We start from the raw sequence: 13,779 nt of genomic DNA, 5'->3' as shown, positions 1-13,779 counted from the left end.
AGTATTCTAAGTGTGTAAGCTGTTATATAAAAAATCTTAGTCCTGTACTAATCAAAAATGGAGGAGATTAGGATGACTCAAGTATTAGAAAATGTTAAAAACGCATGGGAAAACTTTAAAGGTGAAAAATGGAAAGCAGAGATTGATGTTCGCGATTTCATTTTAAATAATGTAAACGTTTTCGAAGGAGACGAATCTTTCTTAGCAGAAGCAACTGAAGCAACGAAACAACTTTGGGATCAAGTAATGGATTTAACAACGAAAGAACGTGAAAACGGTGGCGTTCTTGATATGGATACAAAAATTGTTTCTTCTATTACATCACATGCCCCTGGATACTTAAATAAAGATATTGAAAAAGTAGTCGGTTTCCAAACTGATAAACCATTTAAACGTTCTTTACAACCATATGGTGGTATTCGTATGGCAGAACAAGCTTGTGAATCTTATGGATACGAAATGGATAAAGAACTTAGTCGTATTTTTAGAGATTGGAGAAAAACTCATAACCAAGGTGTATTTGATGCATACACACCAGAAATGAGAAATGCACGTAAATCAGGTGTTATTACGGGTCTTCCAGATGCATACGGACGTGGACGTATTATCGGTGACTATCGCCGAGTAGCGTTATATGGTATTGATCATTTAATTGAAGCGAAAAAAGCTGATTTGAATTTAACTGGCGGTGTAATGAGCGAAGATACAATGCGTTTACGCGAAGAGTTATCTGAGCAAATGCGTGCACTTCAAGAGTTAAAAGAAATGGCCGCTTCTCATGGCTTCGATATTTCTAAGCCAGCAACAAACACGCAAGAAGCATTCCAATGGTTATACTTCGCATACCTTGCAGCGATTAAAGAGCAAAACGGGGCTGCAATGAGTCTTGGACGTACTTCTACATTTTTAGATATTTACATTGAAAGAGATTTAGCAAATGGTACTTTAACAGAAGAAGAAGTACAAGAAATTGTAGATCACTTCATTATGAAATTACGTCTTGTGAAATTCGCAAGAACACCTGATTATAATGAATTATTCTCTGGTGACCCAACTTGGGTAACTGAATCTATCGGTGGTATGGCATTAGATGGTCGTCCATTAGTAACAAAGAACTCATTCCGTTTCTTGCATACATTAGATAATTTAGGACCAGCTCCAGAACCAAACTTAACTGTTCTTTGGTCTAAACAATTACCAGAGAACTTTAAAAACTACTGTGCGAAAATGTCTATTAAAACATCAGCAATTCAATATGAAAATGATGACATTATGCGCCCTGAATACGGCGATGATTACGGTATTGCATGTTGCGTATCTGCAATGAGAATCGGTAAACAAATGCAGTTCTTCGGAGCTCGTGCAAACTTAGCGAAAGCATTATTATATGCGATTAACGGTGGTAAAGATGAAAAATCTAAAGCACAAGTTGGTCCTGAGTACGCACCAATTACTTCTGAAGTATTAAATTATGAAGAAGTTATGCATAAGTTTGATATGACAATGGAATGGTTGGCGGGTCTATATTTAAACACATTAAATGTTATCCATTACATGCATGATAAATATAGCTATGAACGTATTGAAATGGCACTTCATGATACAAACGTTCTTCGTACAATGGCAACAGGTATTGCTGGTCTATCTGTAGTAGCAGATTCATTAAGTGCAATTAAATACGCAAAAGTAAAACCAATTCGTGATGAAAATGGTATTGCAGTTGACTTCGAGATTGAAGGAGATTTCCCTAAATACGGTAACAATGATGATCGTGTAGATGAGATTGCTGTAAATCTTGTAAAAACATTTATGAATAAACTTCGTAAACATAAAACATACAGAAATTCTGTTCATACAATGTCAATCTTAACAATCACATCTAACGTTGTATACGGTAAGAAAACTGGTAATACTCCAGATGGCCGCCGTACTGGAGAACCATTTGCACCAGGTGCGAACCCAATGCATGGACGTGATACAAAAGGTGCATTAGCTTCATTATTATCTGTGGCTAAATTACCATATGAAGATGCACAAGATGGTATTTCTAATACATTCTCTATTATTCCGAAAGCACTTGGTAAAGAAGATGATGTACAAGTACGTAACTTAGTATCAATGCTTGATGGCTATGCAGTAAAAGAAGGCCACCACTTAAATATTAACGTATTTAACCGTGAAACATTAATGGATGCAATGGAACATCCTGAGAAATATCCACAATTAACAATTCGCGTATCTGGTTACGCTGTAAACTTTATTAAATTAACTCGTGAACAACAAATTGATGTAATTAACCGTACAATGCATGAAAGCATGTAAATGAAAAAAAGTGTCCCTTCGCTCTTAATATATAGCGAAGGGAGGCTGTTTCAATAAAGGAGGAAGTAACATGGTAAAAGGAAGAATACATTCTGTAGAGTCTTGTGGTACTGTTGATGGCCCAGGGATTCGTTATGTCATATTTACACAAGGGTGTTTATTACGTTGTCAATATTGTCATAATGCTGATACGTGGGAAATCGGTAAAGGTAAAGAAATAACAGTTGAAGAAGTGATGCAGGATGTGACATGTTACCTTCCATTTATTGAAGCTTCCGGAGGCGGTATAACAGTTAGCGGTGGAGAGCCATTATTACAGCTAGACTTTTTAATTGAGTTGTTTAAAAAGTGTAAAGAGGCTGGTATCCATACAACAATCGACTCTTCTGGTGGTTGTTATTCTGAGGAACCAGAATTCCAAAATAAGCTAGATATTTTAATGGATTATACAGATTTAGTTTTATTGGATCTGAAACATATCGATTCCAAAAAGCATCGTAAATTAACAGGGAAACCAAATGAACATATTTTACAATTTGCTCGTTATTTATCGGATAAGAATAAACCGATTTGGGTACGACACGTATTAGTTCCTGGTGTTACGGATAATGAAGAGGATCTACAAAAACTATCTAGCTTTATTCAAAGTCTGTCTAATGTTCAAAAAGTTGAAGTGTTACCATATCATAAGCTTGGTGTATATAAATGGGAGGCGCTTGGACACAAGTATCCACTCGCAAATGTAGAACCACCTACTGAGAAAAATGTAGAACATGCTAAATATATTTTACAAGCGGTCTAATCCAAATATTGGATTAGGCTTTTTGCTTTCTTTACAATAAAATCTAGAGTATATATTGATAAAAGAGTATACTGAAAATAGAATATCCATAATTTTGTACGGAATAAATGGAGAAATTTACATAATTGTAAAGGGAAATCAAAATAGTAAAAAGAATTAAGAAGTAAAAGAGTGAGTATCATGGAATAGAGAACATTTGTAAGTTATTGCGAAAGCTCTTATAGGAAAGTATAATGTAAAGATATGAGCACAGATAGGATTAAGGGGTCAATCTTATATGCTTTGCATATCCACGACAGGTACATAGCTGAAAGGGAATTATTAAAATCTGTTTATGTAATTTTTAAGGAAAATGTTTTTCCTATTGTCGTATATGCAATATGGAGAAACAAAAAGCTAGGAGTGGATTTGTTTGATAAAAAACCCCAAGGTTTTAATATTAACTGCACATTACGGTAATGGTCATGTGCAAGTAGCAAAAACATTAGAACAAACATTTCGCCAAAAAGGAATTGAAGATGTTATTGTATGCGACTTGTTTGGAGAATCACATCCATTTATAACTGACATTACAAAATATCTATATTTAAAAAGTTATACAATAGGAAAAGAATTATATCGTTTGTTTTATTACGGGGTAGAAAAAATTTATGATAAGAAAATAGCATCTTGGTATGCGAACTTTGGAAGGAAACGTTTGAAAACACTTTTACAGGTGGAGAAACCAGATATTGTAATTAATACATTTCCAATTATCGCTGTACCAGAATTGAAGAAACAAACAGGTATTTCAATTCCTGTCTATAACGTATTAACGGATTTTTGCGTGCACAAAATATGGATTCATCGAGAAGTAGATCGTTATTTTGTTGCAACGGATCATGTGAAAGAATTGATGGTTGATATCGGTGTACCTGCGGAACAAATTGTTGAAACAGGAATTCCAATTCGGAGTAGTTTTGAGTTAAAGGTAAATCCAGAAATCATATATAATAAATATCAGTTATGTAAGAATAAAAAGATTTTACTAATTGTAGCAGGTGCTCATGGGGTATTAGGAAATGTAAAAGAACTATGCCAATCATTTATGTCAGTGCCTAATTTACAAGTAGTTGTCGTTTGTGGGAAAAATGAAGCTTTAAAACAGGATTTATTAAGTTTACAGAAGCAAAATTCCGATGCATTAAAAGTGTTTGGGTATGTTGAAAATATTGATGAATTATTCCGTGTTACTTCTTGTATGATTACGAAGCCAGGCGGAATAACATTAAGTGAAGCAGCAGCGTTGCAAGTACCTGTCATTTTATATAAGCCTGTTCCAGGACAAGAAAATGAAAATGCGATGTACTTTGAAAGAAAGGGAGCAGCAGTTGTCATTCGCGATGATAGTGAGGTTTTTGCAAAAACAGAGGCATTATTACAAGATGATGTGAAGCTTCTTCAAATGAAAGAAGCAATGAAAAGCATCTATCTTCCAGAGCCAGCTGGCCATATTGTAGATGCAATTTTGGCGGAAAATCATGCAGAACCGCGTCATATACCTATTAAATCACCTGCTCTTGCACAATCTTTTACTTAATATGAAACCCTCTTTGTATATGTAAAGAGGGTTCTTTATTAATTTTAAAGAAAATTTAGCAAGTTATCCACAAAAGGATTGCGCTTTCATTAAACAGTAAAGTCGGAATATTAACAACTATATCCACATTGTCCACAATTTTTAGAAAAATATCCACAATTAAAACAGCTGATATATGCTTTAATATAGAAAAATATTAAATGTTTTTGAAAATTACTAACAATTTCATCAGTTTTGTGGATAAAGTTGTCCACAGCAAAAAAGTCCCTTATGTATAAGGGGCTTTTTTGCTTACTTCTATCAGTCGAGAAAATTATGTAATGAAAATGAATAATTAGGGGGGAAACTTCTAATTATTCATTTTCACTTTAAATGCTTTTCGAGCGATATCCTGCTGCACGATCTGCTTTTTGAAATTCGCGTTGATAGAGAACTTCTTGTGTACTAGATAATGTGTTTTTTGCTTTATCACGTTTCTTTTTATCCATTACAAATCACCTCGTGTCTTAAAGTTACTATTTATCGTTTCCAAAGACATGAGGGGATATACGCATATGGAAAATGTTAACGATTGATTATCATTTCAGAAAATTTAGATTACGCTTCTTTTAATTGATGAGCATCTTGGAAGGTTGTATCTCGCATTGTAGCAAGTGTGTATTGATCTTTTGGAATTTCATATAAGTTATACACTTCTTCGTTTGCGTTAATTTCATCATATACGGCTTTTCTTGTTTCGTTTGCTAGATTCACATATTGCAGTTTTTCTGCAGCTTTAATAGAACGAATATTTATTTTACGAATACGCATGAAAATTGTTTCAATATCTAATTCATAGAAAAGTTCACTGAAAAATGAATCTTTTGCCAATTTATTATAGCCTTTTCCATGATATGGTTTGCCAAGCCATGTCCCGAGAAATCCAGCTTTTTCTTGCACATCAAATAAAGTAATTGTTCCGATAGGGTTACCCCATTCATCTAAAATTGTGCGTGAAATTAATTCACCACGCTCTTCAGCTTCAATCGTTTGTTTCGTTAAGAATAAATATTCTTCATAAGAATAAGCCTTTTGACGCACAAAAGGGAAGACAGCTGGATCCACCATTAACTCGTATAGAACGTGGCTGTCGTGTAAGTCGCGTTTTTTCAACATACTAACTCCTCCTCACACGAGGGTAGCATGACGAAAAAACACCCCACCCTCGAAATTTTTATATCAATCTTTAAAAAATTTCGGGGTGGGAATCGAACCCACTAGAACCAGTTTCTAACGCTGGTGGCGCACCATTTGCCTTCCCCATTCATCAATTTGAAAATGATAATCACGACACAAATTGATTATGGTTTCATTCAGTTTATAATCGTATAATACTTTATCTAGTCAAAAAAATAAACTAGTTTTTTTTATTTTTTTTGTAAATTATTTTTCCATCAATCATAGTTAGTACAGGCTTGGCTAAATAATGGAAAGGATGATGAGTCCATAGCACGAGATCGGCGTCTTTTCCAACCTCGATGCTTCCAATTCTATCCTCTAAACGCAAATTTCGTGCTGGGAATATGGTGATTCCTTCTAGTGCTGTTTTCTCGTCTAACCCTTCTCTTACTGCAACAGCAGCGCAAACATTTAAATATTGAATGGGTGTATAAGGATGATCTGTTGTGATAGAAACTTCCACACCATTTTTTGATAATATATGGTAAGTATCCCATGTTTTGTTTTTTAGTTCGATTTTAGAACGGCGTGTCAGAGTGGGACCAACTGAAACCTTCAAATTGTGTTTTGAAAGTTCTTCAACAATAAAGTGTCCTTCTGTGCAATGTTCAATGCGTAAATCGAGATTGAATTCTGTTGCAAAGCGTAGAGCAGAACTAATATCATCTGCTCGGTGAGCGTGGATACGTACGGGTATTTCACGACGTAATGCTTTTAAAATAGGAAGCATTCGAAAATCAGCTTCGTGCCCGTAGTGTTGTGCTTCATAGAATGATTCCCGAAGTAACCCCATAATCCCCATACGTGTAATGGATTCTTTTGTTCCATTACTATGGACTTTTTTAGGATTTTCTCCAAAGGCAATCTTTAAACCAGCAGGTTCTTGAATAATCATATGATCAATACAAGTTCCAGCTGTTTTTATTACACAAGTAGTACCCCCGATAATATTTTGACTGCCAGGCATAACGTGAACGGTTGTAATTCCGTTTTGTACAGCGTCTTGAAAGGCAATATCGAAAGGATGGATTCCATCTAAAGAACGAATATGTGGTGTTGAAACTTCAGATGTTTCATTGGCATCATTTCCAGCCCAACCAGTACCTTCATCATAGAGACCAAGGTGAGTATGGACATCAATAAAGCCAGGTAAGAGATGGAGTGCTCGTGCATCTATAACGGTCATATCTTGAGTAGGTGGAATAAAAGGTTTGACCTCGGTAATTCGCTCTCCTGTAACGAGTACATCTCCTTGAAACTTTTGAGATGTAATAGGGTATACAATGGCTTGTTTGAGCAATATTTTCATAGGTACCTCATTTCTGTTACTTTATAATGCTAATGGAAGTTAAGGGAAAGTAACTGAAAGGTTATTTGTATGGTAATGCTTCGGATCCTAGAAAATGAAAGTTTTGAAAGAGCCCATGTAAAATTGTGTTTTAGAAGTACTACATTGTATGCGAAAGTATATTTTGTAATGCATGGTCTATTTCTGGAAATGTGTATTGGTATCCATGTTCAATTGCTTTAATGGGTAATACACGTTGCCCTTCTAGTACAAGTATGCTCATTTCACCTAATAAAGTTTGAATGATAAAAGAAGGTACAGGCAACCAATGAGGCTTTTTCATTATAGTTGCAATGGTTTCTCCAAATTCCTTCATTCTTATAGGTGTTGGTGCTGTCATATTAAGAGGACCATCAATTTCTTTTTTGTGTATAATGAAATCCATCATACGAACGACATCGTCTATATGAATCCATGATAACCATTGCTTCCCAGAACCAATGGTGCCGCCGATATAGAATTGATAGGGAAGTAGCATTTTTGGAAGAGCTCCTTCATTTGCACCTAATACAACTCCAAATCTTGCGTAGATTGTTCGTATTCCGAGAGAACGTGCTTTAGATGCTTCTTGTTCCCATGAATATACTGTATTTGCTAAAAAGTCATTTCCAGGAGTCTCATGCTGTTCTGTAAAAGACTCTATTTCAGACGTTCCATAGTATCCAATAGCACTTGCGTTAATAAATGTGTGTGGCTTTGTATGGAGTCCCTGCAATTGTTTAATGAGTCCTTTTGTTGTTTGAATTCTACTGTTTAAAATGGCTTTCTTTTGTTGCTTTGTCCATCTACTATTAATAGACTCTCCGGCTAGATTAATAACTACATCAATAGAAGAGAGGGGGAAGGTTTGTAAATCTGGTGTCCATTGAACATACTGAAGGTTAGGATCGGAAGTTTCAGTAGTTTTTTTTCGTGTGAGAATGTAAACAGTATATCCTTTTTGAATAAAAAAAGTAGAAAGGGATTTACCGATAAAGCCTGTACCACCAGAAATTGCGATTTTCACAAGTATTTCCTCCTCATTATATATATTCTTGAAAAGAAAAAATGTTCCTCGACTATGTTAAAATAATAGAGAGGTGAGAGTATGGCTGTCATTACAAAAATAGAAGTACAAAAACGATCGAAAGAACGATTTAATATTTATATTGATAAAGGTCAAGGCGAAGAGTATGGATTTAGTGTGGATCAAGTAATCTTAATAAAACATGGATTACAAAAAGGCTTAGAAATTGATGAAATCGAGTTAGGAAATATTTTGTACAATGAAGAAGTGCAAAAAGCATATTTACAAGCAATCTCCTATTTATCCTATCAAATGAGAACAAAACAAGAAATAGAAGATTTTTTACGAAAAAAAGAAGTGGGACAGGCCATCATCTCTGAAGTCGTTTCGAAATTATTACATGACCGATATATTAATGATAAAGAGTATGCTGTTTTATATACGCGAACGCAAAGTAATGTGAATCGAAAAGGTCCAACTGTTATTAAAAGAGAGTTATTAAATAAAGGTGTTCAGGATTTAATTATTACACATAGTTTACAAGAATATCCGAAGGAAAAGCAAATTGAGAATGCCTTGTTTCTCATAGAGAAGAAGAAAAAATCTTATCAAAAACATTCTTTTTTACAAATGAAACTAAAGTTAGATGAGATGCTTGTTCGAAAAGGATATTCTAGAGAAGTAATTCAAATTTGTTTGGAAGAATTGAAAGACGAAAAAGATGACGAAAAGCAACAAGAAGCGTTACACTATCATGGGAATAAATATTATGAGAAATATAAGAAGCATGATGGATGGACATTTGAAAACAAGATGAAACAAGCGTTATATCGAAAAGGATTCTCTATTGATGAAATCGAGATATTTTTGCAAATGAAACGCGAAGAGGAATGAGGAGAATAAGATGAATATGCCAAAACGCTACAGTGAAATGACACCGCATGAGCTAAGGGAAGAAATTGGCGCTTTGAAGGAGCAAGCAGTAAAAGCTGAGCAGCTTGGGATTGTCAATGAATTTGATGTATTAATGAGAAAAATGGCAATGGCTCGTGCTTATATGACGGATATAAACAAATTCCGTATTGGTGAAACATATGAATTAGTAGAAGAACCTGGTGTATTATTTAAAATTACGTATTTCAATGGGGTATTTGCTTGGGGATATAAGCAAAATGATAATGAAGAGATTGGCATACCAATTTCCTTATTGCAAGAAAAATAAAAACCAGAGAGCATATATCTCTCTGGTTTTCATCTTTGGTAGGCGTTAAAGGAGATAGGAGATTCTAAAATTGGCGTTTTTTACATTCATTTGCCAATATAATGAGAGACTGGGTTTGTTGCGTCTGTCCGTTAACTTGCGCTTTCGCATGTTTTGGACGAGTCCACGTATGGTTAAATAATTCAGAACGACTATCTAAGCGATCACGGTAGCTCATCTTTATCACCTCGTGTAGGAAGTTAATTTAATTTGTATTACTCTTCCTGCTGATTTGCAGCACGCATACGTTCTTGTGGGTGCGTGTTAATTGTGCCGTTAGGTCGTTTCGAAGCGAAGCGTGATTTCGCTTTCGGTTGACCGTCGATTTTGCTGTTGTTTTTTGACTCAGACCAAAACTCGGCTTGTTTACCCATTACGAACGCCCTCCTCATTATCGGTTGATACCTCTTTAAGAAGTATCAATTATAGAATGTGCAAAATTGAAGAAACTATCCTTTAGAAATGAAGGGATAAATAGGTAAAAGGAGATTATAATATGAATGATATTTATGAAACATTAACGAAAGAATTATTAGACAAGAATGACAAGCTTTCTTACGCACAAGCTCGTGCGTGGGTTGAGTTACTATGGGAAGATTTTCAAACAACTTATGCAAAATCAGGTCGTTATCAAGGCGATGAAATGACGGAACAAGTGGTACGATCATGGATTAATAATCATGGTGTACGCCTTCATGAAATGCGTACAAATAATCCGAAGTATAGTCATTTAATTAATCAAGAAGATCATTTGAAACATTAAAAAAGCGACTTAAGTCGCTTTTTTTAATGTGGAAGTAATTCCAGTTTTTTTCGAAGCTTTTCTTCACTAAAGATCCATCCTGTATAGGAACTAATAATATTTAAATTGTGGTCGAGCTGAACGATTGCAACAAATGGATAATAATCTTTACTTCGATATCGTAAATCAATGAATCGTACTTCATAATAATGGTCATGATCAAAAATATCCCAGCGATATACAGGAGAGAAAGATAGAAAGGCCGAGATGTTTTCATCTTGTTTAGCTGCTCGCATAATATTATTGTCTGGGAACGGTACCCGATCGAACTTATCATATATCATGATGTTACCACGGTGCCATCTCGCAACGTAGTAATAATCAGCCGTAACGATTGCTAAATGGTAATGGTAAAATCGGTAAGAAGGAGAAATGATAATCTTTTCGACATTTTTGAAACGTTTGTGTACAACACTTCTTATATTTCTGTGCATCATAATCCGTCCGATATAGTAAACAATCATTAATATATATGCCGCTAAAGCTGTATATCCCTTATGAGAACCGACGAGCATGCAAGCAATTGCAAGTATATGGATAAAGAAAATTACGGTATCGAATGTATTAATCACGCCGAGTGCGACCCATTTTTTTGTGAAAGGCCGTAATGCTTGTGTACCATAGGCATTGAAAATATCTACAAAGACGTGAAGGAAGACAGCAATAAATGACCAAAGCAGTAGATGAAGATATGGAGCGTCTGAAAAGAAGGCGAAAGAGATGCCACTTATAAGGAATGACCAAAGAATTACCGCAGGAATAGAATGAGTAATCCCACGATGATTTCTTATATATTTAGCGTTATTACGCAATTTTAAAACTGTGTCAATGTCAGGAATGTTGGAACCAGCAATTGTAGCAAGCATAACAGCTTGGGGGCCAATATCACTTTGTGCTATGGCTGGATCTAATGTTGCTAAGCTACCTAAAGTGATACCCATAACAAGGTGAGTGGCTGTGTCCATAGAAATCCACCTCCGTTTTTTATTAATGTAACTCTTTTTATTCGATACCTCAAGTCCTTTGCCTTCTATTTCCTGTATCATCTTACTTAAATTTTTTCCTAAAATCTTTATAATAGTACTTATATGCAAAAAAATGAGGGGGATCAAGTTTGACACTTGAAATACTAAACAATTTTAATATAGAGCAGTTTCAAAATGATTTAATTGGTTGGTTTGAAGAAGAACAGCGCGACTTACCATGGAGAAAGAATAAAGATCCATACCGCGTTTGGGTTTCTGAAATTATGTTACAGCAAACAAGAGTAGAAGCTGTAAAACCATATTACGCAAATTTTATGGGGAAGTTTCCTACACTTGAAGCGTTAGCGAATGCAGATGATGAAGAAGTATTAAAAGCATGGGAAGGTTTAGGATATTATTCTAGAGCACGTAATTTACATGCGGCAGTAAAGGAGGTAAAAGAAGTATACGGCGGAGTTGTACCAAGTGATGTAAAGAAAATTGAAAAGTTAAAAGGAGTGGGACCATATACAAAAGGTGCTATTTTAAGTATCGCATATGGTATACCAGAGCCGGCAGTTGATGGAAATGTTATGCGTGTATTATCTCGTATTTTATCAGTATGGGATGATATTGCAAAACCAAAGACTCGAAAAGTTTTTGAAGAGATTGTGCGTGAAATTATTTCAGTAGAAAACCCATCTTATTTTAATCAGGGATTGATGGAATTAGGTGCACTAATTTGTATTCCGAAAAATCCAGCATGCTTACTTTGTCCTGTACGTGAACATTGCAGAGGATATGCTGAAGGTGTTCAAAAAGAATTACCAGTAAAAAGTAAAGCGAAAGCTCCTAAAATGGTACCTATTGTTGCAGGTGTACTTCAAACTGAAGACGGTCGTTACGTTATTAATAAACGTCCAAGTACAGGTTTGTTAGCTAACATGTGGGAGTTTCCGAATGTGGAACTTGGAGAAAGTATTCGAAATCAGAAGGAACAGCTTATAGATTATATGAAAGAAAAATTTGAGCTCGAGGTTTCTATTGATGAATACGCAATGAATGTACAACATACGTTTACACATCGTACTTGGGATATATTTGTATTTTACGGAAAAGTAACAGGTAATATTGTTGATACAGATACATTAAAATTTGTATCAAAAGAGGTATTTGAGCAATTACCTTTCTCAAAATCACACCGTACTATTTATGAAAATTGTGTGGAGAAAATTACAATGCAATAAATAAAAAAGTGTTCCCAATCTAGGGAACACTTTTTTAATCGTAAGAAATTTTTGTCCCATGAGTCCAACTAGCTTCACCTTCTTGTAAGCCGCCTCTTGATTCGATTTCTACTACAATTTCTTTGTAAATACTTTGCCCTTCTACATTTAAATAAGGCAGAACCTGTTGTAGTGAGTGATGAAAATAAGCTAATTCATCTTCTTTCCATTCATTTTTTGAAATCATCGTTAGTTCAGTCATATCGCGTCCTATATACATATTTACACCTCCATTTTCTATAGTTTGAATGAGTAACAAAAGTTATATGCGGAAATTTTAAAAAAGAAAATTACGGATAGCTTCTAAGTGAATTGGTTACATTATTGATTGTGGAGGTGAGAAAGATGAGTAAAAAACAACAAGGTTATAACAAAGCAACTTCTGGTGCTAGCATTCAAAGTACAAATGCTAGTTATGGTACAGAGTTTTCAACTGAAACAGATGTACAAGCTGTAAAACAAGCAAACGCACAATCAGAAGCAAAGAAAGCACAAGCTTCTGGTGCACAAAGTGCAAACGCTAGTTATGGTACAGAATTTGCAACTGAAACAGACGTGCATTCTGTGAAAAAACAAAATGCTAAGTCAGCTGCAAAACAATCACAATCTTCTAGCTCAAATCAGTAATGAAAGAAAAACACTTCTCTAATTCGGGAGAAGTGTTTTCTTTTTGCGTGGATCGTTGTAATGAAAAGAAAGCGAACGACATAACTTCTAATAAGTCAACAAATGTAGTCAAAGGAGAAGGAAGTTAACAATTAGAATTATGTAATTAGGAATAATAACTGATGAATAAGTCCAAAAGGGGGTAAGTAATGAACGATTTTGATAAGTTGGTAGGGGAGCAATTAGAAACGATGGATGAGTTGTTAAAGTTACAAGCACATCTAGAGAAGTATCAACAAATCGAAATGAATGAAAAAGATACGTGCGATAAAAAAGAACTGCATTTTATCCGTCAGGAAATATATAGAACAGAAGTAGCGTTGAAGATGTTACATGAGAAATTTGAAGAACAAACGAATAGTGTAATTCAATCTTTTGCAACTGAAAAAATGATTTCAAATTTAGGGTAAGATATATTGTTATCTTCAGGTGAAAAGTCCTTCTTTGTATGGAAATAGAGAAGGGCTTTTTCTATTACATGTCCTCGCTTATAAATAATGCAGTACAATCCCTATCTCTTAAGA

At 34.9% G+C, this 13,779-nt stretch carries 17 protein-coding genes; 9 read left to right on the top strand and 8 right to left on the bottom strand.

Annotated elements, in window-relative coordinates; all coding sequences use genetic code 11:
- Positions 1-72 precede the first annotated feature (72 nt).
- The 3 genes from pflB to GBN78_RS16205 all read left to right on the top strand — a co-directional run bounded on the left by pflB (position 73) and on the right by GBN78_RS16205 (position 4,703).
- Positions 73-2,322 (top strand): formate C-acetyltransferase, encoded by a 2,250-nt coding sequence (gene pflB, locus GBN78_RS16215; RefSeq protein WP_000195464.1) that lies wholly within the window; start codon positions 73-75, stop codon positions 2,320-2,322.
- Positions 2,323-2,392: 70 nt separating this feature from the next.
- Complete coding sequence (gene pflA, locus GBN78_RS16210; protein ID WP_000238467.1) at positions 2,393-3,124, top strand: pyruvate formate-lyase-activating protein; 732 nt, start codon at positions 2,393-2,395, stop codon at positions 3,122-3,124.
- 412 nt (positions 3,125-3,536) lie between these two features.
- Positions 3,537-4,703, top strand: coding sequence for a diglucosyl diacylglycerol synthase (locus tag GBN78_RS16205; protein WP_000594688.1), 1,167 nt, complete (start codon positions 3,537-3,539; stop codon positions 4,701-4,703).
- A gap of 368 nt (positions 4,704-5,071) precedes the next feature.
- On the opposite strand, the gene GBN78_RS16200 is transcribed toward GBN78_RS16205, so the two are convergent.
- From GBN78_RS16200 to GBN78_RS16185, 4 genes are all read right to left on the bottom strand, one after another.
- Positions 5,072-5,191 carry a YfhE family protein gene (locus GBN78_RS16200; RefSeq protein WP_000358482.1) on the bottom strand — a complete coding sequence of 40 codons (120 nt, stop codon included), beginning with the start codon at positions 5,189-5,191 and terminating at the stop codon, positions 5,072-5,074.
- 109 nt (positions 5,192-5,300) lie between these two features.
- Positions 5,301-5,858: a GNAT family N-acetyltransferase gene (locus tag GBN78_RS16195; protein WP_000914737.1), complete on the bottom strand. Its 558-nt coding sequence runs from the start codon at positions 5,856-5,858 to the stop codon at positions 5,301-5,303.
- 241 nt (positions 5,859-6,099) lie between these two features.
- Positions 6,100-7,230, bottom strand: a complete 1,131-nt coding sequence (locus GBN78_RS16190) for an amidohydrolase (protein WP_000698314.1) — start codon at positions 7,228-7,230, stop codon at positions 6,100-6,102.
- A 139-nt stretch (positions 7,231-7,369) separates the two neighbouring features.
- Positions 7,370-8,275 (bottom strand): TIGR01777 family oxidoreductase, encoded by a 906-nt coding sequence (locus GBN78_RS16185; RefSeq protein WP_000684380.1) that lies wholly within the window; start codon positions 8,273-8,275, stop codon positions 7,370-7,372.
- A gap of 81 nt (positions 8,276-8,356) precedes the next feature.
- Between GBN78_RS16185 and recX the strand changes: the two genes are divergently transcribed.
- Together recX and GBN78_RS16175 are read left to right on the top strand one after the other, a co-directional pair.
- Entirely contained in the window at positions 8,357-9,169 is an 813-nt protein-coding gene (gene recX, locus GBN78_RS16180; RefSeq protein WP_000268502.1) for a recombination regulator RecX, read from the top strand.
- 10 nt (positions 9,170-9,179) lie between these two features.
- Entirely contained in the window at positions 9,180-9,497 is a 318-nt protein-coding gene (locus GBN78_RS16175) for a YfhH family protein (protein ID WP_001057024.1), read from the top strand.
- A 64-nt stretch (positions 9,498-9,561) separates the two neighbouring features.
- Here GBN78_RS16175 and GBN78_RS16170 read toward each other — a convergent pair whose 3' ends face one another.
- Together GBN78_RS16170 and GBN78_RS16165 are read right to left on the bottom strand one after the other, a co-directional pair.
- Entirely contained in the window at positions 9,562-9,714 is a 153-nt protein-coding gene (locus GBN78_RS16170) for a YpzG family protein (RefSeq protein WP_000122093.1), read from the bottom strand.
- 37 nt (positions 9,715-9,751) lie between these two features.
- Positions 9,752-9,910, bottom strand: coding sequence for a small, acid-soluble spore protein K (locus GBN78_RS16165; protein WP_000517891.1), 159 nt, complete (start codon positions 9,908-9,910; stop codon positions 9,752-9,754).
- A 122-nt stretch (positions 9,911-10,032) separates the two neighbouring features.
- Here GBN78_RS16165 and GBN78_RS16160 point away from each other — a divergent pair, with 122 nt between their 5' ends.
- Positions 10,033-10,299, top strand: a complete 267-nt coding sequence (locus tag GBN78_RS16160; RefSeq protein ID WP_000998166.1) for a YfhJ family protein — start codon at positions 10,033-10,035, stop codon at positions 10,297-10,299.
- 23 nt (positions 10,300-10,322) lie between these two features.
- On the opposite strand, the gene GBN78_RS16155 is transcribed toward GBN78_RS16160, so the two are convergent.
- Positions 10,323-11,303: a metal-dependent hydrolase gene (locus GBN78_RS16155; protein WP_000379106.1), complete on the bottom strand. Its 981-nt coding sequence runs from the start codon at positions 11,301-11,303 to the stop codon at positions 10,323-10,325.
- 149 nt (positions 11,304-11,452) lie between these two features.
- Here GBN78_RS16155 and mutY point away from each other — a divergent pair, with 149 nt between their 5' ends.
- The gene (gene mutY, locus GBN78_RS16150) at positions 11,453-12,550 is read left to right on the top strand and encodes an A/G-specific adenine glycosylase (protein ID WP_000171395.1); all 1,098 of its coding nucleotides are present in this window, start codon (positions 11,453-11,455) and stop codon (positions 12,548-12,550) included.
- 34 nt (positions 12,551-12,584) lie between these two features.
- On the opposite strand, the gene GBN78_RS16145 is transcribed toward mutY, so the two are convergent.
- The gene (locus GBN78_RS16145; RefSeq protein ID WP_000275436.1) at positions 12,585-12,809 is read right to left on the bottom strand and encodes a hypothetical protein; all 225 of its coding nucleotides are present in this window, start codon (positions 12,807-12,809) and stop codon (positions 12,585-12,587) included.
- A 125-nt stretch (positions 12,810-12,934) separates the two neighbouring features.
- Between GBN78_RS16145 and GBN78_RS16140 the strand changes: the two genes are divergently transcribed.
- Together GBN78_RS16140 and GBN78_RS16135 are read left to right on the top strand one after the other, a co-directional pair.
- Positions 12,935-13,216, top strand: a complete 282-nt coding sequence (locus tag GBN78_RS16140; protein WP_000039046.1) for a gamma-type small acid-soluble spore protein — start codon at positions 12,935-12,937, stop codon at positions 13,214-13,216.
- Positions 13,217-13,404: 188 nt separating this feature from the next.
- Entirely contained in the window at positions 13,405-13,665 is a 261-nt protein-coding gene (locus tag GBN78_RS16135) for a YgaB family protein (RefSeq protein ID WP_000997575.1), read from the top strand.
- Positions 13,666-13,779 lie beyond the last annotated feature (114 nt).

It is taken from the genome of Bacillus sp. B2-WWTP-C-10-Post-4, assembly GCF_009183805.1.
GTDB classification, from domain to species: domain Bacteria; phylum Bacillota; class Bacilli; order Bacillales; family Bacillaceae_G; genus Bacillus_A; species Bacillus_A cereus.
This window is presented reverse-complemented; position numbering and strand designations above follow the sequence as displayed.